20 protein-coding genes are annotated in these 24,380 nt (G+C 69.4%); 11 read left to right on the top strand and 9 right to left on the bottom strand.

Features of this window, described 5'->3' with window-relative positions; translation table 11 throughout:
• Positions 1 to 121: 121 nt before the first annotated feature.
• From VP06_RS09460 to VP06_RS09425, 8 genes are all read left to right on the top strand, one after another.
• Positions 122 to 1,492, top strand: a complete 1,371-nt coding sequence (locus tag VP06_RS09460) for a CmpA/NrtA family ABC transporter substrate-binding protein (protein ID WP_048463521.1) — start codon at positions 122 to 124, stop codon at positions 1,490 to 1,492.
• A gap of 4 nt (positions 1,493 to 1,496) precedes the next feature.
• Complete coding sequence (gene ntrB / locus VP06_RS09455; protein WP_048463520.1) at positions 1,497 to 2,336, top strand: nitrate ABC transporter permease; 840 nt, start codon at positions 1,497 to 1,499, stop codon at positions 2,334 to 2,336.
• Between the two features lie 10 nt (positions 2,337 to 2,346).
• A complete protein-coding gene (locus VP06_RS09450) occupies positions 2,347 to 3,324 on the top strand; it encodes an ABC transporter ATP-binding protein (protein WP_048463519.1) in 978 nt (325 codons plus the stop codon).
• A gap of 140 nt (positions 3,325 to 3,464) precedes the next feature.
• Entirely contained in the window at positions 3,465 to 3,953 is a 489-nt protein-coding gene (gene cynS, locus VP06_RS09445) for a cyanase (RefSeq protein ID WP_048463518.1), read from the top strand.
• A gap of 575 nt (positions 3,954 to 4,528) precedes the next feature.
• Positions 4,529 to 6,466 carry a sigma-54-dependent Fis family transcriptional regulator gene (locus VP06_RS09440; RefSeq protein ID WP_048463544.1) on the top strand — a complete coding sequence of 646 codons (1,938 nt, stop codon included), beginning with the start codon at positions 4,529 to 4,531 and terminating at the stop codon, positions 6,464 to 6,466.
• 239 nt (positions 6,467 to 6,705) lie between these two features.
• Entirely contained in the window at positions 6,706 to 8,868 is a 2,163-nt protein-coding gene (locus VP06_RS09435) for a hydantoinase/oxoprolinase family protein (protein WP_048463517.1), read from the top strand.
• A 40-nt stretch (positions 8,869 to 8,908) separates the two neighbouring features.
• Positions 8,909 to 11,239 carry a hydantoinase B/oxoprolinase family protein gene (locus VP06_RS09430; protein ID WP_048463516.1) on the top strand — a complete coding sequence of 777 codons (2,331 nt, stop codon included), beginning with the start codon at positions 8,909 to 8,911 and terminating at the stop codon, positions 11,237 to 11,239.
• A gap of 88 nt (positions 11,240 to 11,327) precedes the next feature.
• Positions 11,328 to 11,837: an acetone carboxylase subunit gamma gene (locus VP06_RS09425; RefSeq protein WP_048463515.1), complete on the top strand. Its 510-nt coding sequence runs from the start codon at positions 11,328 to 11,330 to the stop codon at positions 11,835 to 11,837.
• 419 nt (positions 11,838 to 12,256) lie between these two features.
• Here the strand turns inward: VP06_RS09425 and VP06_RS09420 are convergent, their stop codons facing one another.
• The 4 genes from VP06_RS09420 to VP06_RS09405 are packed head-to-tail and all read right to left on the bottom strand — an operon-like array spanning position 12,257 to position 17,440.
• Positions 12,257 to 12,856 (bottom strand): sarcosine oxidase subunit gamma, encoded by a 600-nt coding sequence (locus tag VP06_RS09420; protein WP_053081631.1) that lies wholly within the window; start codon positions 12,854 to 12,856, stop codon positions 12,257 to 12,259.
• Entirely contained in the window at positions 12,849 to 15,899 is a 3,051-nt protein-coding gene (locus VP06_RS09415; protein ID WP_082167294.1) for a sarcosine oxidase subunit alpha family protein, read from the bottom strand. Before VP06_RS09415 ends, VP06_RS09420 begins: the two co-directional genes overlap by 8 nt.
• Positions 15,896 to 16,177 carry a sarcosine oxidase subunit delta gene (locus VP06_RS09410; RefSeq protein WP_048463514.1) on the bottom strand — a complete coding sequence of 94 codons (282 nt, stop codon included), beginning with the start codon at positions 16,175 to 16,177 and terminating at the stop codon, positions 15,896 to 15,898. Before VP06_RS09410 ends, VP06_RS09415 begins: the two co-directional genes overlap by 4 nt.
• Before the next feature lie 12 nt (positions 16,178 to 16,189).
• A complete protein-coding gene (locus tag VP06_RS09405) occupies positions 16,190 to 17,440 on the bottom strand; it encodes a sarcosine oxidase subunit beta family protein (RefSeq protein WP_048463513.1) in 1,251 nt (416 codons plus the stop codon).
• A gap of 113 nt (positions 17,441 to 17,553) precedes the next feature.
• Between VP06_RS09405 and VP06_RS09400 the strand changes: the two genes are divergently transcribed.
• Positions 17,554 to 18,528, top strand: a complete 975-nt coding sequence (locus tag VP06_RS09400; protein ID WP_048463512.1) for a GlxA family transcriptional regulator — start codon at positions 17,554 to 17,556, stop codon at positions 18,526 to 18,528.
• A gap of 138 nt (positions 18,529 to 18,666) precedes the next feature.
• Here the strand turns inward: VP06_RS09400 and VP06_RS34710 are convergent, their stop codons facing one another.
• On the bottom strand, positions 18,667 to 19,152 hold the full coding sequence (locus VP06_RS34710) for a hydantoinase B/oxoprolinase family protein (RefSeq protein WP_197093169.1): 486 nt from the start codon (positions 19,150 to 19,152) through the stop codon (positions 18,667 to 18,669).
• Between VP06_RS34710 and VP06_RS37115 the strand changes: the two genes are divergently transcribed.
• Together VP06_RS37115 and VP06_RS37110 are read left to right on the top strand one after the other, a co-directional pair.
• Positions 19,096 to 19,275, top strand: a complete 180-nt coding sequence (locus VP06_RS37115; protein WP_053081630.1) for a hypothetical protein — start codon at positions 19,096 to 19,098, stop codon at positions 19,273 to 19,275. The two genes, VP06_RS34710 and VP06_RS37115, sit on opposite strands and share 57 nt — an antisense overlap.
• 2 nt (positions 19,276 to 19,277) lie before the next feature.
• A complete protein-coding gene (locus VP06_RS37110; protein ID WP_053081627.1) occupies positions 19,278 to 19,736 on the top strand; it encodes a hydantoinase B/oxoprolinase family protein in 459 nt (152 codons plus the stop codon).
• 195 nt (positions 19,737 to 19,931) lie between these two features.
• On the opposite strand, the gene glnT is transcribed toward VP06_RS37110, so the two are convergent.
• The 4 genes from glnT to VP06_RS09370 form a co-directional block, all read right to left on the bottom strand.
• On the bottom strand, positions 19,932 to 21,230 hold the full coding sequence (gene glnT, locus VP06_RS09385; protein ID WP_048463510.1) for a type III glutamate--ammonia ligase: 1,299 nt from the start codon (positions 21,228 to 21,230) through the stop codon (positions 19,932 to 19,934).
• 91 nt (positions 21,231 to 21,321) lie between these two features.
• Positions 21,322 to 22,656: an FMN-binding glutamate synthase family protein gene (locus VP06_RS09380; RefSeq protein WP_048463509.1), complete on the bottom strand. Its 1,335-nt coding sequence runs from the start codon at positions 22,654 to 22,656 to the stop codon at positions 21,322 to 21,324.
• Positions 22,656 to 23,345 (bottom strand): GltB/FmdC/FwdC-like GXGXG domain-containing protein, encoded by a 690-nt coding sequence (locus VP06_RS09375; RefSeq protein ID WP_048463508.1) that lies wholly within the window; start codon positions 23,343 to 23,345, stop codon positions 22,656 to 22,658. The genes VP06_RS09380 and VP06_RS09375 overlap by 1 nt, the downstream gene beginning before the upstream one ends.
• Positions 23,345 to 24,238: a class II glutamine amidotransferase gene (locus VP06_RS09370; protein ID WP_048463507.1), complete on the bottom strand. Its 894-nt coding sequence runs from the start codon at positions 24,236 to 24,238 to the stop codon at positions 23,345 to 23,347. The genes VP06_RS09375 and VP06_RS09370 overlap by 1 nt, the downstream gene beginning before the upstream one ends.
• Between the last annotated feature and the right edge of the window lie 142 nt (positions 24,239 to 24,380).

Below are 24,380 nucleotides of genomic sequence, written 5' to 3'. Positions count from 1 at the left end.
ACGAGATTTCGTGGCTTGGCACGCCTAAGCCAAATCACTGTTACATATCGAGTTTCCTCGTTTCGCGCGCCTGGCACACGCCTTGCCATGTCGGTGCCGTCCCGAACCGCGCGAGGCGCTGATGGCTTTGTTCGACAATCCCTTCGATGCCAGACACCGCCTTGCCCCCGGCGGTTGCTCCTGCGGCGCCCACAGCGACCAAGCCGCCCACGATGCCGCGCACGCTGCCGTGCCGACGGGCGAGGCGGCGCTGGAGCGCACGGTCGAGGGTGCGGTGATGCGCGCGCTCTTCCCGCACGATGCCGAGCGCCGTGCCTTCCTGCGCAGCGTCGGGGCGGCCGCCGCCCTGGCGGCGGTGAGCCAGGTCTTCCCGACCCGGTTCGCCGCGGAGGCTTTCGCGCAAGGAGGCAAGCCGGAGAAGACCGACCTCAAGGTCGGCTTCATCCCGATCACCTGCGCCACGCCGATCATCATGGCCAAGCCGATGGGCTTCTACGAGAAGCAGGGCCTGAACGTCGAGGTGGTCAAGACCGCCGGCTGGGCGGTGATCCGCGACAAGACGCTGAACAAGGAATACGACGCCGCCCACATGCTGGCGCCGATGCCGATCGCGATCTCGCTCGGCCTCGGCTCAACCCCGCAAGCCTACGCGATGCCGGCGGTGGAGAACGTCAACGGCCAGGCGATCACCCTGGCGATGAAGCACAAGGACCGGCGCAATCCGAAGGACTGGAAGGGCTTCAAGCTTGCGGTCCCGTTCGACTACTCGATGCACAACTATCTGCTGCGCTACTACCTGGCGGAAGCCGGCATCGACCCCGATACCGACGTCCAGATCCGCGCCGTGCCGCCGCCCGAGATGGTCGCGAACCTGCGCGCCGACAACATCGACGGCTTCCTCGCTCCCGATCCGGTGAACCAGCGCGCGGTCTATGACGGCGTCGGCTTCATCCACCTCCTGTCGAAGGAGATCTGGGACCGGCATCCGTGCTGCGCCTTCGCCGCCTCGGACGCCTTCATCAAGGAGACGCCCAATACCTATGCCGCGCTGCTGCGGGCGATCATCCAGGCGACCGCCTATGCCTCGAACAAGGACAACCGCAAGGAGATCGCCGCCGCGATCGCCCCGGCCAACTACCTCAACCAGCCGCTGACCGTGGTGGAGCAGGTGCTCACCGGCACCTTCGCCGACGGGCTGGGCCAGGTCCGCCGGGTGCCCGACCGCGTCGATTTCGACGCCTTCCCGTGGCAATCCTTCGCCGTCTGGATCATGACCCAGATGAAGCGCTGGGGCCAGATCAAGGGCGAAGTCGACTACGCCGCGGTCGCCAAGCAGGTCTATCTCGCGACCGACGCCGCCCGGCTGATGAAGCAGGAGGGGTTCGCGCCGCCCGACGGCACGAGCAAGACCTTCGTGGTGATGGGAAAGACCTTCGATCCGGCCAAGCCGAAGGAGTACCTCGACTCCTTCCCGATCAAGCGGGCGAGCTGAGGCCATGGCGCGCTCCCTCAACCTCCGCGCCGGCGTGCTCTCGCTGACGCTGCTGGCCGCGCTCCTGCTCGTCTGGCAGGTCGCGGTGAGCGGGACCGCCCGGACCGAGGCGATGGATCCCGAATACGCCGCCCTGATGGGCGCCGCCGCGACGACCGGGAAATCCGCGATGCCCGGGCCGCTCGACGTCGGCGCGACGATCTGGACGCATCTGAAGGACCCGTTCTACGACCGGGGCCCGAACGACAAGGGGCTCGGAATCCAGCTCGCCCACTCGGTCGGGCGCGTCGCCCTCGGCTACGGGCTCGCGGTGCTGGTCGCCATCCCGGTCGGCTTCCTCATCGGCATGTCGCCGCTGATGAGCCGGGCGCTCGATCCCTACATCCAGATCCTCAAGCCGGTCTCGCCGCTCGCCTGGATGCCGCTCGCCCTCTACACGATCAAGGATTCCGGGCTCTCGGCGATCTTCGTGATCTTCATCTGCTCGCTCTGGCCGATGCTGATCAACACGGTGTTCGGCGTGTCGAGCACCCGCAAGGAATGGCTCAACGTCGCCTGGACGCTGGAAGTCGGGCCGCTCCGGCGGGCCTTCACGGTGATCCTCCCGGCGGCGGCCCCCACCATCCTCACCGGCATGCGGATCTCGATCGGCATCGCCTGGCTCGTCATCGTCGCGGCCGAGATGCTCGTCGGCGGCACCGGCATCGGCTACTTCGTCTGGAACGAGTGGAACAACCTCTCGATCACCAACGTGATCACCTCGATCCTGGTGATCGGCCTCGTCGGCATGGTCCTCGACCAGATGCTCGCCCGCGCGCAGGCGCTCGTGACCTTCCCGGAGTGAGGCCGCGCGGATGAGCAAGCTCCTTCCCTTCGTGCGGCGCGTCTCCGGCGCCGTCCCCGACCAGAATGCCGGGACCGGCCGCATGTCCAACGCGGAAAAGTTCATCTCGATCGAGGGGATCGCGCGGCGCTATCCGGTGCCCGGAGGACGGACGACCACGATCTTCGAGAACCTGTGGCTGGCGATGCGCCGCGGCGAGTTCGTATGCATGATCGGCCATTCCGGCTGCGGCAAGACGACCGTCCTGAACATCCTGGCCGGGCTCGAGGCGCCCTCCGAGGGCGCGGTGATCGTCGACGGGCAGGGCATCGCCGGGACCAGCCTCGACCGGGCGGTGATCTTCCAGGGCCACGCCCTGCTGCCCTGGCGCAGCGTGCTCGGCAACGTCGCCTACGCGGTGTCGTCGCGCTGGCGGAAAGCCCCCCGGGCCGAGATCGAGGCCCGGGCCAGGCGCGCGATCGCCACGGTCGGCCTCGCCGGGTCCGAGCACAAGCGGCCCTCCGAGCTGTCGGGCGGCATGAAGCAGCGCGTCGGCATCGCCCGGGCGCTGTCGATCGAGCCCAAGATCCTGCTCATGGACGAGCCGTTCTCGGCGCTCGATGCGCTCACCCGCGGCACGCTTCAGGACGAGGTGCGGCGGATCTGCGTCGAGACCGGGCAGACCGTGTTCATGATCACCCACGACGTCGACGAGGCGATCTACCTCGCCGACCGGATCGTGCTGATGACGAACGGGCCGGAGGCGAAGGTCGCCGAGATCGTCGAGAACCCGCTGCCGACGAACCGCGACCGCACCCAGCTCCACCACGCGCCGGGCTATTACGCCTTGCGCAACCACCTGATCGACTTCCTGGTGACCCGCTCCCGGACCCTGCGCGAGGCGATGCCCGAGGGCTACGACCCCCGGCACCCGCCGATCGTGCGGCCCTCCTCGGGCGAGCCGGACGCCGCGGAGCTCGGCCCGCCGCCACCCGCCAGACGGGCCTGATCCCTCTCGGGAGAGTCACCCGCGGTGACGCCACGGGACCAGAGTCACTGAACGCTCCCGCTCACTCCGCCTGTCCCGATCGCCGGGCCGGCGCGGGAGCGGGGCACGCCCCTCGATGCCTCAACGGAAGGAGTGATCTCATGAAGCGCGAAGACCTGACCGAGAAACTGCTCGACATCAAGCGCGAGAAGGGCTGGACCTGGAAGTACATCCAGGATGAGATCGGCGGGATCTCGCCGATCCTGATCACCGCCGCCTGCATGGGCCAGATGAAGCTGCCGAAAGCCCAGGCCGCGAAGGCCGCCGCCCTGTTCGGCCTGTCGACGGCCGAGGAGCGGATGCTGAACGAGGCGCCCTATCGCGGCTCGATCCCCGCGATGCCGCCGACCGACCCGCTGATCTACCGCTTCTACGAACTGGTGATGGTCTACGGCACCACCTGGAAGGAGCTGATCCAGGAGGAGTTCGGCGACGGCATCATGTCGGCGATCGACTTCAACATGACCATGGAGCGCGAACCGAACAACAAGGGGGATCGCGTCAAGATGAGCCTGTCGGGCAAGTTCCTGCCCTATAAGTATTACGGCAACGAGGAGGGCGTGCCCGAATACGGGTTCAAGGAGGATTGAGCGCGCTCGGCCGGCCGGCGGCGTGCAAGCCGCCGGCCGGCTCCGGATCCGCCCAGCGGTGAGATCCGGCACGTCCCATCCCGGGACAGGGCGCCCATGCCCGGCCTGCGCGCGGGGGCGAGCCTGCCCGGTCGGACCCCAGATCTCTCCTGAAGAGAGCCAAGTCTCTCCTGACAATATGTCTCCGGAAAGCCCGCCGGCACGCTCCCGATGAGGGCGACACCGGCCTGGCGCACGGCATCCGCTCACCCCTGCTCGCCGTCGACGTCGCGACGATCGCCTGCGTGATCGCGACCCCGTTCCTCCCGCACCTGATCGGTTGCCGAAGCGCGGCTTTTTTCGGACCAGGCGAGACCGATGCCGGCAAGCCCGGCAGGCCGGCGCCCTGAATCACCATGGCGGGCCGAACCTCGTCGCGCCCCCTCCCCCGTGCGAGGCGTTGCCGCCACCCGCCGCCCGCCGGGAGAATAGCCAGCCTGTCCAAGATCTGAGCATAATGACACGCTCGGCCGATCCTTCCCGTGGGACCCGGCGGGAACCCAGCGTCTCAGAGCCGTCCTTCGAGGGTGATGCTCATGCACGACCAGCGCGCGATCCGCACCGCCTGGGAGGTCTTTCTCTCCGAGGGGCGCTTGCTGCCGGGGCCGAAACCGGTGATCTCCGAGTCCTGGGAGCGGTGCCGGGCGCGGGGCGTGTGGCACCGCCAGTCCGAAGCGCCGCTGGTCGGAGAACCGGAACTCTTCAGGCTGAAATCACGCAACCGACGCCTGCTCGGCGCGGCAAAGCCGGCGCTCCAGCGGTCGTCTCTGCTCCTGTCCGAAGCGTCCTCGATGATGCTCGTGGCCGACACCCAGGGCTTCATCGTCGAAGCGGCCGGCGACCGGCGCGTCGTCGAGGAGGGACGCCGGAACCACCTCGAGGAAGGGGGCCGCTGGGACGAGGGACTGATCGGCACCAACGCCATCGGGACCGCGCTGGCGCTGGGACGGCCGGTCTGCATCACCGGAGCCGAGCATTTCTGCCAGGACGTCCAGCGCTGGAGTTGCGCCGCCGCGCCCATCCATCATCCGAGCGACGGGGCGCTGCTCGGCATCGTCGACATCTCGGGGCCGATCGACCGGTTCCATCCTCAGAGCCTCGCCCTCGCCGCCGCGCTCGCGCACGAGATCGAGATCTCCCTCGGACACCGGATGAAGGCCGATCACGCGCTGCTGCTTCAGCATTTCCTCTCGAAGCGCTCGGTCTGGCTCAGTGACGAGATCCTCGTTCTCGATCATCAGGGCGTCCTCGTGCATGCCAGCGAGGAAGCCCGACGCCGGCTGGATTTCCGCTCGGACAAGGATCTGGAGACGGAGACGCGCGCGTCCATCGGCGCGGCCGAGCCGGAGGACTGGATGCGGATCTGCCGCCAGCGCTTCCCCCAGGCCAGCGTCGACGTGGTCCGGCAGGGCGGCGAGGCGATCGGATGCCTGATCGTCCTGCACAAGCGGCGCTCCGAGGCTCCCGCACGACGGCCGGCCCGGCCTGCCGCCGTCAAGGCGATGCCGGGCGAGCGGAGCGTCACCTTCGACCAGATCGTCGGGGACAGCCCGGCGATGCGCGCCGTCAAGGAGCAGGCCCGCCGGCTGGCGGTCCTGCCCCTGCCGGTCCTGATCGAGGGGGAGACCGGGGTCGGCAAGGAGCTGTTCGCCCGGGCGATCAAGGAAGCCCGGACGCCGGATGGCCCGTTCGTCCCCCTGAATTGCGGCGGCATGGCCCGCGACCTCGTGGCCAGCGAATTGTTCGGCTACGTCAAGGGAGCCTTCACGGGCGCCGATGACAAGGGGCGCCCGGGCCGAATCGAACAGGCGGATGGCGGCGTCCTGTGCCTCGACGAGATCGGCGAGATGCCGGTCGATCTCCAAGCCTTCCTGCTGCGCGTCCTCGAGGACGGGATCGTCTACCGGATCGGCAGCCATGACGGACACCCGGTGGACATCCGTCTCGTCTCGATGACCAATCGGGACCTCGAAGCCGAGATCGAGGCGAAGCGCTTCCGTCGCGATCTCTATTACCGCATCGCGGCCGTGCGCCTGCGGGTTCCGGCCTTGCGCGAGCGGGGCGCCGACGTGATCCAGCTCGCGCGACACTTCATCGAGAGTGCGGCCGCGCGGTTCGGGCGCAATCCCCCGCGCCTCACGGCCGATGTCGAGGCCGCGCTCTTGGCGCATGCATGGCCCGGCAACGTGCGGGAATTGCGCAACGTCGTGGAGGCGATGGTGGCGATGGCCGCCCGCGACGACGAACTCACCATGGACGACCTGCCCGGGACGCTGCGGGCGAGCGGGCTCATGCCGCGGACATCCGCTCCGCCCCCCACCGCCATCCGGTCCGTCGAGAAGGAGGCGATCCTGGCCAGACTCGACGCCTGCGGCGGGAACGTGACCGAGGCGGCGCGGCAACTCGGGATCGCCCGGTCCACCCTCTACCTGCGGCTGGCGGAGTTCGGCTTGCGCTCGACCGGCCGGCGCTGAACCGCCGGTCCGCGCCGGGTAAGGGACGTGGCGTCCGCCGTCGGCCGGCCGTCCGAGATTTCGTCCGATACGGCGTCGGGCGATCGTCCGACTCCCGGACGTTGGCACCTGCACAATCTTGCGCTGTGCAGCGCGGCAAGTCGTTGATGTATAATATAGCATAAAAATTCAGGTCGTTTGGCACGGTCCCTGCGCTGATCGATACGCGAGGCTCGCAAGAAGTCTTCGCGTCGCAAGGGATGAAACCTGTGAACGTCCAAGCCCCTCTCCCCAGGAGCGTTCAGGTGCTCGGCATCGATGCCGGCGGCACCATGACCGACACCTTCTTCGTCGACGCGGACGGCGATTTCGTCGTCGGCAAGGCGCAGTCCACGCCGGAGAACGAAGCCCTCGGCCTCATCGCATCGAGCAAGGATGGCCTCGGCGCCTGGGGCCTTTCGCTCGACGAGGCGCTCCAGCACCTCCAGACCGGCGTCTATTCCGGCACGGCGATGCTCAACCGCGTGGTGCAGCGCAAGGGGCTGCGCTGCGGTCTCATCGTCAACCGCGGCATGGAGGACTTCCACCGCATGGGTCGGGCGATCCAGTGCTACCTCGGATACGCCTATGAGGACCGGATCCACCTCAACACCCACCGCTTCGATCCGCCGCTGGTGCCGCGCAGCCTCACCCGCGGGGTGATCGAGCGCATCGACATGTTCGGCAGCGTCGTGATCCCGCTGCGGGAGGAGAGCGCGCGCGAGGCCGCGCGCGCGCTGATCGCGGCCGATGTCGAGGGCATCGTCATCAGCCTGCTGCATTCCTACAAGAACCCGGACCACGAGCGCCGCGTCCGCGACATCGTCCTGGAGGAGATCGCCAAGAGCGGCAAGGCGATCCCGGTTTTCGCCTCGGCCGATTACTATCCGGTGCGCAAGGAGACCCACCGCACCAACACCACCATCCTGGAGGGCTACGCCGCCGAGCCGTCGCGCCAGACGCTCAAGAAGATCTCCGACGCCTTCAAGGAGCACGGCACCAAGTTCGACTTCCGGGTCATGGCCACCCATGGCGGCACGATCTCGTGGAAGGCCAAGGAACTCGCCCGCACCATCGTGTCCGGACCGATCGGCGGCGTGATCGGCGCCAAGTACCTCGGCGAGGTGCTCGGCTACCACAACATCGCCTGCTCGGACATCGGCGGGACCTCCTTCGACGTGGCGCTCATCACCCAGGGTGAGCTGACCATCAAGAACGATCCCGACATGGCCCGCCTGGTGCTGTCGCTGCCCCTCGTGGCGATGGACTCGGTCGGCGCCGGCGCCGGCTCGTTCATCCGCCTCGATCCCTACACCAAGGCGATCAAGCTCGGGCCGGATTCGGCCGGCTACCGCGTCGGGGTGTGCTGGAAGGAGAGCGGCATCGAGACGGTGACGGTCTCCGATTGCCACATGGTGCTCGGCTACCTCAACCCGGACAACTTCCTCGGCGGCGCGATCAAGCTCGACCGGCAGCGCTCGGTCGAGGCGATCAAGACCCAGATCGCCGATCCGCTCGGGCTCTCGGTCGAGGATGCCGCCGCCGGCGTCATCGAACTTCTGGACTCGGACCTGCGCGACTACCTGCGCTCGATGATCTCCGGCAAGGGCTACTCGCCGGCGAGCTTCGTCTGTTTCTCCTATGGCGGCGCCGGCCCGGTCCACACCTACGGCTACACCGAGGGCCTCGGGTTCGAGGACGTGATCGTGCCGGCCTGGGCGGCGGGCTTCTCGGCCTTCGGCTGCGCGGCGGCGGATTTCGAATACCGCTACGACAAGTCGCTCGACATCAACCTCGCGCCCGATGCCTCCGCCGCGCAGGGCGAGGCGGCCGCCCGGACGCTCCAGGGCGCGTGGGAGGAGCTGACCCGCAACGTTCTCGAGGAATTCGCGCTCAACGGCTACGACGCCGCGCAGGTCACGCTCCAGCCGGGCTACCGGATGCAGTATCGCGGCCAGCTCAACGACCTCGAGATCGAGTCGCCGATCCCGGCCGCCCGGACCGCCGAGGACTGGAACGCGCTGGTCGACGCCTTCAACGCCACCTATGGCCGGGTCTATGCCGCCTCGGCCCGCTCGCCCGAGCTCGGCTACTCGGTGACCGGGGCGATCATGCGCGGCACCGTGCCGATCCCGAAGCCGAAGATCCCGAAGGAAGCGCTCGAGAGCGAGACGCCGCCGCAGGATGCCGTCCTCGGCCAGCGCAAGTTCTACCGCAAGAAGCGGTGGGTCGACGCGCAGCTCTACCGGATGGAGGCGCTGCGGCCGGGCAACCGCATCAAGGGGCCGGCGATCATCGAGTCCGACGCGACCACCTTCGTGGTTCCCGACGGCTTCGAGACCTTCCTGGACGGCCATCGCCTCTTCCACCTCAAGGAAGTCTGAGCGCCGCCGTCTCTTTCCCTCCCATCAAGGACATCCGACAATGAACGTGAACGTCGACAGGCAGGCCCTGGCGGGCGCGACCCGCGGCATCGTGCGCGGTGGCGAGACGCTGAAAGAACATCGCGACCGTCTCATGGCGGCGACCAAACGCACCAAGCACTATGCCGGCCTCGAAAAGATGGAGCTGCGTGACGGCAACCCCATCCTCTACAACAAGCTGTTCTCGCGCCTGCGCGCCGGCGTCGTCGATGCCCGCGAGACCGCCAAGAAGATCGCCGCCTCGCCGATCGTCGAGCAGGAGGGCGAACTCTGCTTCACCCTCTACAACGCCGCTGGCGATTCGATCCTGACCTCGACCGGCATTATCATCCACGTCGGCACGATGGGCGCCGCGATCAAGTACATGATCGAGAACGACTGGGAATCGAACCCGGGCGTGCGGGACAAGGACATCTTCTGCAACAACGACTCGCTGCTCGGGAACGTCCATCCCTGCGACATCCACACCATCGTGCCGATCTTCCACGCGGGCGAGCTGGTCGGCTGGGTCGGGGGCGTGACCCACGTGATCGACACCGGCGCGGTCGGCCCCGGCTCGATGTGCACCGGCCAGGTCCAGCGCTTCGGTGACGGCTACTCCATCACCTGCCGCAAGGTCGGTCAGGACGACACCCTGTTCCGGGACTGGCTGCACGAGAGCCAGCGGATGGTGCGGACGACCCGGTTCTGGATGCTGGACGAGCGCACCCGCATCGCCGGCTGCCACATGATCCGCAAGCTGGTCGAGGAGGTGATCGCCGAGGAGGGCATCGACGCCTACTGGAAATTCGCCTACGAGGCGGTCGAACATGGCCGGCTCGGCCTCCAGAACCGCATCAAGGCGATGACGATTCCGGGGGTCTACCGCCAGGTCGGCTTCGTCGACGTGCCCTACGCGCACGAGGACGTGCGGGTGCCGTCGGACTTCGCCAAGGTCGACACCATCATGCACACCCCCTCGGAGATGACGATCCGGGCGGACGGTACGTGGCGGCTCGACTTCGAGGGCTCGTCGCGCTGGGGCTGGCACACCTACAACGCCCACGCGGTCAGCTTCACCAGCGGCATCTGGGTGATGATGACCCAGACGCTGATCCCGTCCGAGATGATCAACGACGGCGCCGCCTACGGCACCGAGTTCCGGCTGCCCAAGGGCACCTGGATGAACCCGGACGATCGCCGCGTCGCCTTCGCCTATAGCTGGCACTTCCTGGTCAGCTCGTGGACGGCGTTGTGGCGCGGCCTGTCGCGGTCGTATTTCGGGCGCGGCTACCTGGAGGAGGTCAATGCCGGCAACGCCAACACCTCGAACTGGCTCCAGGGCGGCGGCTTCAACCAGTACGACGAGATCCACGCGGTGAACTCGTTCGAATGCGCCGCCAACGGCGTCGGCGCCAGCGCGATCGCCGACGGCCTGTCGCACGCCGCCGCCATCTGGAACCCGGAAGGCGACATGGGCGACATGGAGATCTGGGAGCTGGCCGAGCCCCTGATCTATCTCGGACGGCAGATCAAGGCATCCTCGGGCGGGGCCGGCAAGTATCGCGGCGGCTGTGGCTTCGAGAGCCTGCGTCTGGTCTGGAATGCCAAGGACTGGACGATGTTCTTCATGGGCAACGGCCACATCAGCTCCGATTGGGGCCTGATGGGCGGCTATCCGGCCGCCTCCGGCTACCGCTTCGCCGCGCATGATACCGGCCTGAAGCAGTTGATCGCGGAGGGCAAGCCGCTGCCGTTGGGCGGCGACACCGACCCCGAGAACCCGGTCTGGGACGGTCTGCTCGACGGCGCCCGGATCAAGCGCGACAAGCAGGCGATCACCACCGAGGAGATGTTCTCCGACTACGATCTCTACCTCAACTACATGCGCGGCGGGCCGGGCTTCGGCGACCCGATCGACCGCGAGCCGCAGAGCGTCGCCGACGACATCAATGGCGGCTACCTGCTGGAGCGGTTCGCCGCCCAGGTCTACGGCGTCGTCGTGACGAAGGGCCCGGACGGGCTCTACGGCGTGGACGCGGCGGCGACGGAGGAGACGCGCAAGCAGGTCCGCCGCGAGCGCATCGCCAAGTCCGTCCCGACCCGGGAGTGGATGAAGACCGAGCGCGAGAAGATCCTCGCCAAGGACACCGGCAACCACGTCAAGCAGATGTTCGCGGCCTCGTTCAAGCTCGGACCGCGCTTCCTCGCCGACTTCAAGGCGTTTTGGGATCTTCCCGAGGACTGGATGCTCCTGGAGGAAGAAATCGGCATCCCGCATTACGGCTCGAAGTATTCGATGGACATCTCTGAACTGCCAGACGTGAAGATCGTGCAGTTCGTCGAGGAGTGACCCAGGCGCGTGGGCGCCACGAACCGGTGCCCACGCGGTTCCGCGCAAGACCGATCCCACCGCCAACTCGAAAACGGGAAACCAACCGATGGCCTATACGCGCGCCAAGATCGCCGATCTCATCGACGGCAAGATCGATGCCGATACGCTTCACCAGATGCTGTCCACGCCCAAGGATCCCGAGCGGTTCGCGACCTATGTCGAGCTGCTCCAGGAGCGCGTGCCGTGGGACGACAGGATCATCCTGCCGCTCGGCCCGAAGCTGTACATCGTCCAGCTCAAGGCGTCCAAGCAATGGAAGGTGCGCTGCGCGTGCGGCCACGATTTCTGCGATTGGCGGGAGAACTGGAAGCTGCATGCCCGCGTGCATATCCGTGACACGCCCGAGAAGATGGAGGAGATCTATCCGCGCCTGATGGCGCCGACCTCGTCCTGGCAGGTTCTGCGCGAGTATTACTGCCCCGAATGCGGCACCCTGCACGACGTCGAGGCGCCGACGCCGTGGTATCCGGTGATCCGCGACTTCGAGCCCGATATCGACGCCTTCTACCGGGAGACGCTGGGGATCCAGATTCCGGAGCGGGTCGAGGCCGCCTAATACCAACGGTCGTCGGAAACGACCTTTGGTTCCGGTCTCGAATTTTCGCCAAGCCTGTAGAGCATTTTCCGACGAAGTGGATGCCGGTTCGTCGTAGAAAATGCGACAAAGTCGAAGAGCGAGAGAAGCTTCGCGATTGCAACGCAATCGTGAAGCGCTCTGGCTTGACGTCGAAAATTCGAGTTGGAGTCAACGGCTGGATGCGTCGGCATCGTCGGCCGTTGAGAGGTGGCGCCAGGAGAGAGGTCGCGGCGGCTTCGCGCTGCGGCCTCCCTCCGCTTGGGCGCTGATCGAGACCCGAGGGGCCGCAAGATCGGCACATGATCGACCGGGCGCCCCGTCGGAGACGGCGCAGCGCCGCCACGCATCGTCCGACCCGCGGCGTCATGCCAACGGGCATTGTCTGCCGACCGTCGGTGTCACTCCGCTGCGACGCCGAGGCCGAACTCGGCGGCGCTCTCGCCGAGCCAATGCGCGAGGCTGCCGGCATAGGAGCGGAACACGGCCAGCTCGAAGGTGGGGGCTTCGTCGATCTGCCAGAGCGTGACGCCGAGATGCGCGCAGTTCGTCACCGCCGCGGAACCGGGCCCGAAGGCGCGCGGGTGGAGGTCGAGGGCGATCCCCTTGGCGAGCACGTCGCGGACGTGCGCGCCCGTGAGGCGCAAAACCGCGTAGCCGTCGGACTGGTCGGAAACCGCCGCGAGCGGACTGAGCGCCTCCGCGAGGCGGTCCGCCAGGCCGGGCTCGCCCCCCTCTTCCATCACGAGCCAGCTGCGCGGTCCGGTGCCGAGCGCCGTCATCCGGCCGGCGGTCGTGCGGTGCGGCCCTTCCGGCAGGGCGAGGCCGGTCGCCTGCCGCAGGCGCTGGGCGAGTTCGGCGCGTTTCCCCTTGCGGGCGATCGCGATCGCCAGTTGCCGCTCGGGTCGCGCCGAGACGACGAGGCCCGGAATCCCGCCTTCGGGCGGCGCGGAGGCGTGGAGCAGCCCGGCGAAGGCGGCACGCGGGGCGAGGTCAGCCATGGAGGCGGCTCCCTTCGGGATCGATGAAGACGGGCGAGACGACCTCGACCACGACGTCGCCGCCGCGCACCGGGTCGTAGGCGCGGATGCGCTCGCCGAGGCGGTCGGGGCCGGAGGCGAGGAAGCCGAGGCCGATCCAGCCCCCGAGGCTCGGCGAGAAGGCGACAGAGGTCAGATAGCCCTCGTCGTTGCCGACGCTGGCCTCCGCGCCAAGGCGCAGGAAGTGGGATCCGGCCCGCAGGCGCTGGCTCGGATCGACGGGGCGGACGCCGACCAGGGACGGCCGCTCCGGCGCGACGAGGGCCGGCCGCTCGGCCATCACGCGCCCGACATAGTCCTTCTTCTTCGACATCATGCGGCCGAGGCCGAGGTCGCGCCCGGTGGTCTGCCCGTTCAGCTCGTTGCCGGCCACGTGCCCCTTCTCGATCCGCATCACCCCGAGCGCCTCGGTGCCGTAGGGGCAGCCGCCATGGGCCGCCACGGCCTCGGCCAGCGCCTCGGCGAGCGCCGCGCCGAAGCGCGCCGGCACCGCGATCTCGTAAGCAAGCTCGCCCGAGAAGGAGAGCCGGAACACCCGGGCCGGGGCGCCGCCGAGGCGGGTCGCGCGGCAGCCCATGTAGGGGAGGCTCGCGTCGGAGACGTCGGACGCGCCGAACAATCTCGCCATCACGTCGCGGGCGCGGGGCCCGGCGACGGAGAATTGCGACCATTGCTCGGTGACCGAGACCATCGCCACGTCGAGGTCCGGCCACAGCACCTGATGGCAGAATTCGAGGTGCTGCATCACCCGGGCGGCGTTCGCCGTGGTGGTGGACATCAGGTAGTGCTCGGGGCCGAGCCGCGCGGTGGTGCCGTCGTCGAGGGCAAAGCCGTCCTCGCGCAGCATCAATCCGTAGCGGGCCTTGCCGACGGGCAAGGTCGAGACGGTGTTGACGTAGACCCGGTCGAGGAAGGCGCCCGCATCGGCGCCCTGGATGTCGATCTTGCCGAGGGTCGAGACGTCGCAGAACCCGACCGCCTCGCGCACGGTCCGCACCTCGCGGCTCACGCTCGCGAGCCAATCCGTCTCGCCGGGACGCGGATACCATTGCGCCCGCAGCCATAGCCCCGTCTCGACGAAGGTGGCGCCGGCGCCCTCCGCCCAAACCTGCGCCGCGGAGAGGCGCGTCGGCTTGAAGTGCTTGCCCCGATGGTGGCCCGCGAAGGCGCCGATCGCCACCGGCAGGTGCGGCGGACGGGCCATCGTGGTGCCGACCCGGCCCATATCGACCGTGTCCGTGCCGCCTGCGGTCAGCGCCGCCATCATGGCGTGGCCGAGCACGTTCGAGGTCTTGCCCTGGTCGGTCGCCATCCCGAGCGTGGTGTAGCGCTTGAGGTGCTCGACCGAGCGGAAGCCCTCGCGATGGGCGAGATCCACATCCGCCGCCGTGACGTCGTTCTGGAGATCGACGAACGCCTTGGAGCGGCTCTCGGCCACGTGCCAGAGCGCGACGAGGCCGCAGGGCTCGTCATCCGCCCGGGGTGCCGGCGCCGGCGCGGCCGTGAACCCGCAGGCCGCCGCGGCCTCTTCCCCGCGCGCGGCACCGGCCGCGAGGCAGGCGGCCAGCGTCATCTCGCCATTGGCCGCGCCGGCGACGCGCATGCCCTGCGGCATGGCGTCCGGCACGAAGCTCTGGAGCGCCTCCGACCAGCGCGGCTTAGCCCCCTTGTGGGTCGCGAGCGCGACTTGCGGGTTCCAGCCGCCGGAAACCGCGAGCGTGTCGGCGACGATGCGCTCGCGCCGGCCGTCATGCAGGATCTCCAGCGCGCGCACCCCGTCCGCCCCGCCCCGCACGTCGCAGACCCGGGCGCCGGTGAGCACCCGGGCGCCGCCGACCGAGGCCCGGAGGGCCGGCGCGACCCCGGAGCGCGGATCGATCACCGCGGCGACGCCGATGCCGGCCGCCGCAAGGTCGGCCGCCGTGCGCCAGCCGTCATCGGTCGCGGTGAACACCGCCACCGCGCGGCCCGGCGCGACGCCGAACCGGTTGACGTAGGTCCGCACGGCCGAGGCCGTCATCACGCCCGGGCGATCGTTGCCCCCGAAGGCGATCGAGCGCTCGACCGCCCCCATGGCGTTGACGCAGGCGCGCGCCACGATGCGCCAGAGCCGCTGGCGCGGCTGCCCGGGCCGGGGCGCGGCGACATGGTCGGCGACCCGCTCGAGGGCGCCGTAGACGCCGTCATCGTAGGTCCCGAAGACCTGGCAGCGGCGCAGGATCGTGACCTCCGGCATTGCGGCGAGCTCGGCCTCGGCCGCCCTCGCCCAGTGCGCCCCGGGCCTCCCGTCGATCTCCCGGCGCTCGGCGAGCAGTTTTCCGCCGAGGGCGAAGTCGTCCTCGCACAGGATGACCCGGGCACCGGCCCGCCCGGCGGCGAGCGCCGCCGCGAGCCCGGCAGGTCCCGAGCCGATCACCAGCACGTCGCAGAAGGCGTGCGATTTCTCGTAAAGATCGGGATCGGGCAGGCCGCTGGCGCCGCCGAGGCCGGCGGCGCGGCGGATCAGCGGCTCGTAGACCTTTTCCCAGAAGGCCGCCGGCCACATGAAGGTCTTGTAGTAGAAGCCGGCGGCGAGGAACGGGCCGCCGAGCTGGTTGATGGCCAGCGCGTCGACGCGCAGCGAGGGCCAGCGGTTCTGGCTCACGGCCTGAAGCCCGTCGAACAGCTCGACGGTGGTCGCCTTGGTGTTCGGGGTGCGCCGGGCGCCCGTCCCGATCTCCACCAGGGCGTTCGGCTCCTCGGGACCGGCGGTGAAGATCCCGCGCGGGCGGTGATACTTGAAGGACCGGCCGACGAGGCGCACGCCGTTGGCGATGAGCGCCGAGGCCAGCGTATCGCCGGGATGGCCCGCGAGGCTCCGCCCGTCGAAGGTGAAATGCAGGGTGGAGGTCCGGTCGACGAGGCCGCCCGAGGCGAGGCGGGCGGGCTGCCCGGCGCGCGGACGGCTCTCGCCTGCGCCGTCCGCATCGCGGGCGAGCGGGGCGGCCTGGGATGCGTGGCTCATTGTGCCTGCTCCGACGGGACGGAATCCGTGGCGAGGGCGACGCTCTCGAAGGCGTGGGTGCGGGTGTCGCGCACGGCGCGCAGCCAGGAGCGGCAGCCGCCCGCATGGTACCAAAGCTCGGTATGGCGCCCGGCCGGGTTGTCGCGCAGGTAGACGTAGTCGTGGAACGCCGCGGCGGCGCCAGGCGCAGCGGGGTCGGGCCGCCGCAGCGTGCCGTCGCCCAGATAGGTGAACTCGGCCACGTCGCGCGGGCCGCAATAGGGGCAGGTGATCCGCATGCGCGTCGGGCCTCAATGCAGGTTTGGCTGGGCGCCCGCGCCCTTCTCGTCGATGAGGTGGCCGCTGGCGAAGCGGTCGAGCCGGAAGGCTGCGGCGACCGGGTGGGGCTCGTCGCGGGCCAGGAGATGCGCGAAGCAGAACCCTGAAGCCGGCGTCGCCTTGAAGCCGCCGTAGCACCAGCCCGCATTGAGGTAGAGCCCGTCCACCGGCGTGCGGTCGATGATCGGCGAGCCGTCCATCGACATGTCCATGATGCCGCCCCAGGAGCGCAGCAGGCGCAGGCGGCCGATCATCGGCATCAGCGCCATCCCGCCCTCGCACACGTCCTCGACCACCGCGAGGTTGCCGCGCTGGGCGTAGGAATTGTAGCCGTCGATGTCGCCGCCGAAGACGAGCCCGCCCTTGTCGGATTGCGAGATGTAGAAGTGTCCCGCCCCGAAGGTGATGACGCCCGGAATGAGCGGCTTGATCCCCTCGGAGACGAAAGCCTGGAGCACGTGGCTCTCGATCGGCAGGCGCAGGCCCGCCATCCCGGCGACCCGCGAGGAATGGCCGGCCACCGCCATGCCGATCTTGCCGGCGCGGATCGTGCCGCGCGTCGTCTCCACCCCCACAACCCGGCCGGCCTCGCGCAGGAAGCCGGTGACCTCGCAGTGCTGGACGATGTCGACGCCGCGATCCGACGCGCCGCGGGCGTAGCCCCAGGCCACCGCGTCGTGGCGGGCGGTGCCGCCGCGCCGCTGGAGCAACCCGCCCTGAATCGGGAACCGCGCATCGTCGAAGGTGAGGAACGGCGCCATGGCCCGCACGCCGTCGCGGTCGAGCAGCTCGGAATCGACGCCGTTCAGGCGCATCGCGTTGCCGCGCCGCGCATAGGCGTCGCGCTGCGCGTCCGAGTGGTACAGGTTGAGCACGCCGCGCTGGCTCACCATCGCGTTGTAGTTGAAGTCCTGCTCCAGGCCCTCCCAGAGCTTCATCGCCTGCTCATAGAACGGCTCGTTGCCCGGCAGCAGGTAATTCGACCGGATGATCGTCGTATTACGACCGACATTGCCGCCGCCGATCCAGCCCTTCTCAAGAACGGCGACGTTGCGGATGCCGAATTCCTTGGCGAGGTAGTAGGCGGTCGCGAGCCCGTGGCCGCCGCCGCCGATGATGACGACGTCGTAGGCGTCGCGCGGCGCGGCATCGCGCCAGGTCGGTGTCCAGCCACGATGCCCGGTCAGGGCCTCGCGGGCGAGCGACAGGACCGAGAAGCGCATGGGCACGGGAACTCCGGGCGACGGAACGAGACTGGCATAGCAGTCACGGACCGGTCATACGTGACCGAGGGCGGCTGTGATTTGACCGAGGGCGACAGCAAGGGCGAGAGACAGTGACCTTCCGGATCGGCTTCCTGCTGCTGCCGGGCTTCTCGCTCCTCTCCTACGCCTCGGCGGTCGAGCCCCTGCGCGGGGCCAACCAGCTGTCGGGCCGCGACCTCTATGCCTGGAGCCATGTCGCGGTCTCCGGGCGGACGGCCACTGCCTCGAACGGCGCGGCGATCCTGGCCGAAGCCGAGGTGGGCGATGCGGTGGATGTGGACGCCCTGTTCGTCTGCGCCGCCGGCAATCCGGCGCACTTCGCCGATGCCCCGACCTTCCGCTGGCTGCGCCGGCTGGCGCGCGGCGGGATGCTGATCGGCGGCGTCTCGGGGGGCGCCTACGTCCTGGCGCGGGCCGGCCTGCTGGCGGGACGGCGCTGCACCATCCACTGGGAGCACGTCCCGGCCTTCCGGGAGGATTTTCCGGAGATCGCGGTCGAGCATGGGCGCTTCGTGCTGGATCGCGACCGGCTGACCTGCGCCGGCGGCGTCGCCGCCCTCGACATGATGCACGCGCTCATCGAGCGGCATCACGGAGCCGAACTGGCGACGGCGGTGAGCGACTGGTACCTGCACACCGAGATCCGGGGCGGCGCCGAGGCGCAGCGCGCGAGCCTCGCCGAGCGCTACCGGGTCGACGACGTCCGGCTGCTGCGGGCGCTCGCGGAGATCGAGCGGCGCCTGTCCTCGCCGCCGACGCGCCAGGAACTCGCCGCCGCGGCGGGCACCACCCTGCGCACGCTGGAGCGGCTGTTCGCCGAGGCGCTCGGCACCACGATCGGGGCGCTCTCGCAGGACGTCCGCCTGGACCGGGCCCGGCTCCTGCTCCGGCAATCCCGCCGCTCGGTGCTGGAGGTCGCGGATCTGTGCGGGTTCACGAGCGCGAGCCACTTCTCGCGCGCCTACAAGGCCCGCTTCGGGCACGCGCCCCGGGCGGAGCGTGCGGGGACCGGAACCGGCCGGACCATGCCGGTCGACGAGGGGTGAGACGACATCCGCATTGCTTCAGGCGGTCCGACAGGATTGCCTGAAACAATCACTCGGATTTCGCATGAGACCAACGGTCGCCGACAACGACCGTTGGTCAAAAATCAACTATGACATCCTGCAACCATAGAAGCCCGGCTACGATCCCCGGGGGGCGGAACCGGCGCCAATCGCAAGCCTCTCCCGGCGCAGCGCCGCCGTCGCCGAAGCGTCGACGCGCGGACGCGGCTCCTCCGCAATCACCACGCCATAGCGCTCCCACGCCATGGCCGGCGTGACCTTCTCCTCGACGACGCCCCGGAGCACGTCGGCGGGATCGCGGGTCAGGGGATCGCCCCAGCCGCCGCCGGAGGGCGTGACGTGCCGGAAGAGGTCGCCCCGGCGCAGGCGGACGGGCTGCGTGACCAGCACCGGGAGGGTCCGCGTCGTCCCGCCCGACAGGACGAGGTTCGTCGGGCCGCATCCCGGCTCGCCGCCGTCGAGGCCGTGAGGCGGGACGTCGCGCGTGTCGGAGCGCAGGGTGAGGACGCCGCTCTCGCCCAGAAACTCGTACTCGCGCAGGAGCGCGTGGCCGCCGCGCCGACGCCCGGGACCGCCGGTATCGGCGATGCGGAGGAGCTGCACGACGACACCGAGCGCCTGATCCGGGCCGAGATCCGCGAAATCCCGGACGGCACCTATCGCTTCACCGACCAGATCGACGGCCTCGGCGAGAACCCGGAGCCGATCGTGTTCGAGGTCGCCTGACGGTGGCGGGCGACGCGATCGCGATCGACTGGGAGGGCACCTCCCGTCAGGTCGAGGGCAGGGTGAACACGCCCTTGCCCTTCACCAAGGCGGGGTCTACACGGCGCTCCGCTCCGTCATCGGCTCCGAACTGCCACGGCTTCACCCGGGCGGTCACGGTCACCGCGCCCCTCGGCACGGTGGTGAATTCCGTCCACCCGGCCCCGACCGGCGCGCCGGGCATCACCGCCTACCGCATCATCGACGGCGTGATCGCGGCGCTCGCACCCGTCCTGCCCGACCGCGTCACCGCGGACGGCCCGGGCGGCGCCTCGGTGCCGGCGATCGGCGGCCGGCACGACGGGCGCCCGTTCGTGTTCTCCGAGACGCTCATGGGCTGCTGGGGCGCGGCGCAGGGCCATGACGGCCAGGAGGGGGGCCGCATATGGGCGCCAACCAGGCCAACGTACCGGTCGAGCTGATCGAGTCCAACTTCCCGATCCGGGGCCAGCGCTACGGCATCGCCCCCGACACAACCAGACCCGCTGCCTTGACCGTACAAGCTTGGCATTGATCACTGTCGTGTAGTGTGGCGTTGCAATCGCGAAGCTTCTCTCGCTGTTTGATTTTGCCGTATTTTCTACGACGAACCGGTATCCACGTCGTCGGAGAATGCTCTAACAATCCAGAGTCGTGTCCCGCTCCCATTGGGTCAGGTGGCGGCAATAGGCGTTCCATTCCTCGTGCTTGAGCGTGAGGTAGCTCGGAACGAAGGCGCCGAGCGCCTCGTTCAGGACGGGGCTGGCCTTGAGCGCCCGCATCGCGTCCAGCATGTTGAGCGGCAGGCGCTTCACGCCCTCCACCCGGTGGCCGTCCGTATACATGTTGATGTCGAGCCGCGGGCCGGGGTCGCGGCGGTGGCGCAGGCCGTCGAGGCCCGCGGCCAGGATCGCGGCCTGAAGCAGGTATGGGTTGGCCGCCCCGTCGGCGAGGCGGAACTCGAAGCGGCCGCCATCGGGAATGCGGATCATGTGGGTGCGGTTGTTGCCCGCATAGGTCACGGTGTTGGGCGCCCAGGTCGCGCCGGAGGTGGTGCGCGGCGCGTTGATGCGCTTGTAGGAGTTCACGCAAGGATTGGTGATCGCCGCGAGTGCGTCGGCGGAGTGGATCAGGCCGCCGATGAAGTGGTGGCCCGCCTGCGACAGGCCGACCGGGTCGCTCCGGTCGGCGAAGACGTTCTCCCCGTCACGCCACAGCGAGACATGGGCGTGGCAGCCCGAGCCGGTCAGGTCCATGAACGGCTTGGGCATGAAGGTCGCCCGCAGGCCGTGCCGCTCGGCAATCGAGCGGGTCATGTACTTGAAGAAGGCGTGGCGGTCGGCCGTGACCAGGGCGTCGTCGTAGTCCCAGTTCATCTCGAACTGGCCGTTCGCATCCTCGTGGTCGTTCTGGTACGGCTTCCATCCCAGTGCCAGCATCGCGTCGCAAATCTCGGCGATCACGTCGTAGCGCCGCATCAGGGCCGACTGGTCGTAGCAGGGCTTCATCTGCCTGTCGGCGGTGTCGGCCGGGGCCGAGCCGTCCGGCGTGATGAGGAAGAACTCGCACTCGACACCGCTCTTCATCTGGAGCCCGTCCCGGGCCGCCTCGGCGATCAGGCGCTTGAGGATGTTGCGCGGGCCCTGCGCGACGGGCTTGCCGTCCATGACGAGATCGGCCGGCAGCCAGCCCACCTCCGGCTTCCAGGGCAGCTGAATCAGGCCGTCGGGATCCGGGACGGCCAGGAGGTCGGGATCGGCCGGGCTCATGTCGAGCCAGGTGGCGAAGCCGGCAAAGCCCGCGCCGTTGCGGCAGGCGCCGCCGATCGCGGCGGCCGGCACCAGCTTGGCGCGCTGGGTGCCGAACAGGTCGGTGTAGGAGACGAGGAAGTACTTGATGCCGCGCTCCTTGGCGGCGGTCTCGAGGTCGAGCGACATCGGGAAAAACCCCTCTGGCAGGGACGGGCCGGATGCGGGAGGGAGCCGCACCCGTCCGGGGCGCGGCTCGGATGGGTGCGCAGGGCGCCGCTCAGGCCCCGCCCTTGCCGGGGATCCAGCCGGTTCCGGCGAGCGGCACCTGCGCCATCGCGGCGGCCTCGATCGTCAGGGCGACGAGGTCTTCCGGTTCGAGATTGTGCAGATGGCTCTTGCCGCAGGCCCGGGCGATGGTCTGGGCCTCCAGCGTCATCACCGCGAGGTAATTGGCGAGCCGCCGCCCGGCGAGTTCCGGATCGAGGCGGGCGGCGAGGGCCGGATCCTGCGTGGTGATGCCGGCCGGATCCTTCCCCTCGTGCCAGTCGTCATAGGCGCCGGCCGTGGTGCCTAGGGCCTCGTACTCGGATTGCCAGCGCGGATCGTTGTCGCCGAGCGCGATCAGCGCCGCGGTGCCGATCGCGACCGCATCCGCCCCGAGCGCCAGCGCCTTGGCGACGTCGGCGCCCGAGCGGATGCCGCCGGAGACGACGAGCTGCACCGTGCGGTGGAGACCCAGATCCTGGAGCGCCTGCACGGCCGGGCGGATCGCCGCCAGCGTCGGGATGCCGACATGCTCGATGAAGACGTCCTGCGTCGCCGCGGTGCCGCCCTGCATCCCGTCGAGCACCACCACGTCGGCGCCCGATTTCGCCGCGAGCGCGGTGTCGTAATAGGGCCGCGAGGCGCCGACCTTGACGTAGACCGGCTTCTCCCAGTCGGTGATCTCGCGCAGTTCCTCGATCTTGATCGCGAGGTCGTCGGGCCCGGTCCAGTCCGGGTGGCGGCAGGCCGAACGCTGGTCGATGCCGGGGGGCAGGCAGCGCATGCCGGCGACGCGCTCGGTGATCTTCTGGCCGAGCAGCATGCCGCCCCCGCCCGGCTTGGCACCCTGGCCGATCACGACCTCGATCGCGTCGGCCCGGCGCAGGTCATCCGGGTTCATGCCGTAGCGCGAGGGCAGGTACTGGTAGACCAGGGTCTTCGAGTGCCGCCGCTCCTCCGGCGTCATGCCGCCGTCGCCGGTGGTGGTCGAGGTGCCGGCGAGGGTCGCGCCGCGCCCCAGCGCCTCCTTGGCATTGGCCGAGAGCGAGCCGAAGCTCATCCCGGCGATCGTCACCGGGGTCTTGAGGTGGATCGGCTTGCCGGCAAAGCGGCCGCCCAGCACCACCTCGGTGCCGCAGCGCTCGCGATAGCCTTCGAGAGGGTAGCGGCTGATCGAGGCGCCGAGGAACAGAAGGTCGTCGAAATGCGGCAGCGGGCGCTTCGCGCCGGCGCCGCGGATGTCGTAGATGCCGGTCGCCGCGGCGCGGCGGATCTCCGCCATCACCTCGGGGGTGAAGGTGGCCGACAGGCGCGGGGCCGTGCGGGGGGCGGGCGGATGCTCGGCCATCAATAGGCTCCGGCGTTGTCGACGTGGAAGTGGTAGAGCGAGCGGGCGGAGCCGTAGCGGCGGAACTCGCCCGGATCGACCTCGCCGGCCAGCCCTGCCTGCTTGAGCCGGGCAAACAGCTCGGCGCGATGCTCGTCCCGCATCTCCTTCTCGACGCAGTCGGCGCCGAGGCTCTTCACCGTGCCGCGGACGTAGAGCCGGGCCTCGTAGAGCGAGTCGCCGAGCGCCTCGCCGGCATCCCCCAGGACGGTCAGCGTGCCGGCCTGGGCCATGAAGGCCGACATGTGGCCGATCGAGCCCTTCACCAGGATGTCGACGCCCTTCATCGAGATGCCGCAGCGGGCGCCCGCATTGCCGTCGATGAGGAGCAGGCCGCCATGGGCGGTGGCGCCGGCCGCCTGGCTGGCATCGCCGCGCACATGGACGAAGCCCGAGATCATGTTCTCGGCGACGCCGACGCCGGCATTGCCGTTGACCACGACGCTCGCCCGCTTGTTCATGCCGGCACAGTAATAGCCGACATGGCCGTCGATCTCGACGCTGACGGGTGCGTCGAGCCCGACCGCGATCGCGTGCCGGCCGTCCGGGTTGGCGATGGTCCAGTGCGTCTCGTTGGTGTCGGGCGGCAGGGCGTGCAGGGCCCGGTTCAGCTCGCGCAGGGCTGAGGTCCGCAGGTCGAAGCTCGGCATCACTGGCGCTCCCAGACATAGACCCGGGCCGGTTCCGGCTCGAACACGGTGGCGGCCGCGATGCCCGGCAGGCCGACCAGCGCCCGGTACTCGGACCCGAAGGCGACGTAATCGCCGGTTTCCGCCATCACGGCCGGCTTGCAGGCGATCGGATCGCGCAGGACGGCGAAGCCCGTCTCGGTGCCGACCACGAAGGTGAAGAAGCCGTCGAGGTCGTCGAGGCTCGATTCCAGCGCCTGGCGCAGGGACGCCCCCTCGCGCATGCGCCAGGTCAGGTAGCCGGCCGCGACCTCGGTGTCGTTCTGCGTGGCGAAGGACAGGCCGGCCCGGCGCAGGCGCCGGCGCAGGTCGTTGTGGTTCGACAAGGAGCCGTTATGCACCAGGCACTCGTCGGGGCCGGTGGAGAATGGATGGGCGCCGTCGGTCGTCACGGCGCTCTCGGTCGCCATGCGGGTGTGGCCGATGCCGTGGCTGCCCGCCATCCCGGCGAGGCCGAAGCGCCGGGCGACCGCGGCCGGCAGGCCGACCTCCTTGTAGATCTCCATCCGCCGGCCGGCCGACACGACGTCGATGCCGGGAGCGTGGGCGCAGAGCCAGTCCCGCACCGCCTCTTCCGCCGCGGCGGGCACGGACAGGACGATGTGCGTGTCGCGCGCCTCCGCACCGTAAGCCTGGCCGGTCGCCGCTTCGAGCGCGGCGACGACCGCTGCGAGCGTCGCTGAATCCGGCCCCCGCAAGGTCAGCTTCAGCATGTCCGCAGGTGAGCCATAGATGGCGAAGCCCGCACTGTCGGGTCCGCGATCCGTCATCGTCTCCAGCATCGTCGCGAGCAGGGCGCCGAGCTGTGGTTCGAGCCGTGGATTCTTCAGAAAGAGGCCGACGATCCCGCACATCCGGCGATATCTCCCAGTCAGTGGTGCGACAAGGGTTCGCATGCGCGCTCGGGACGGTCAACCCAAAGGCACAAATTTTTCTTCTCAGGAAAATTGGCCCGCCGGCCTCGGCCGCATCGCCGCGCCGTCTGGTCGTGGTGCA

This window comes from Methylobacterium aquaticum, from assembly GCF_001043915.1.
GTDB classification, from domain to species: domain Bacteria; phylum Pseudomonadota; class Alphaproteobacteria; order Rhizobiales; family Beijerinckiaceae; genus Methylobacterium; species Methylobacterium aquaticum.
The sequence above is the reverse complement of the archived record's forward strand: the minus strand, read 5'-3'. Positions and strand labels throughout refer to the sequence as shown.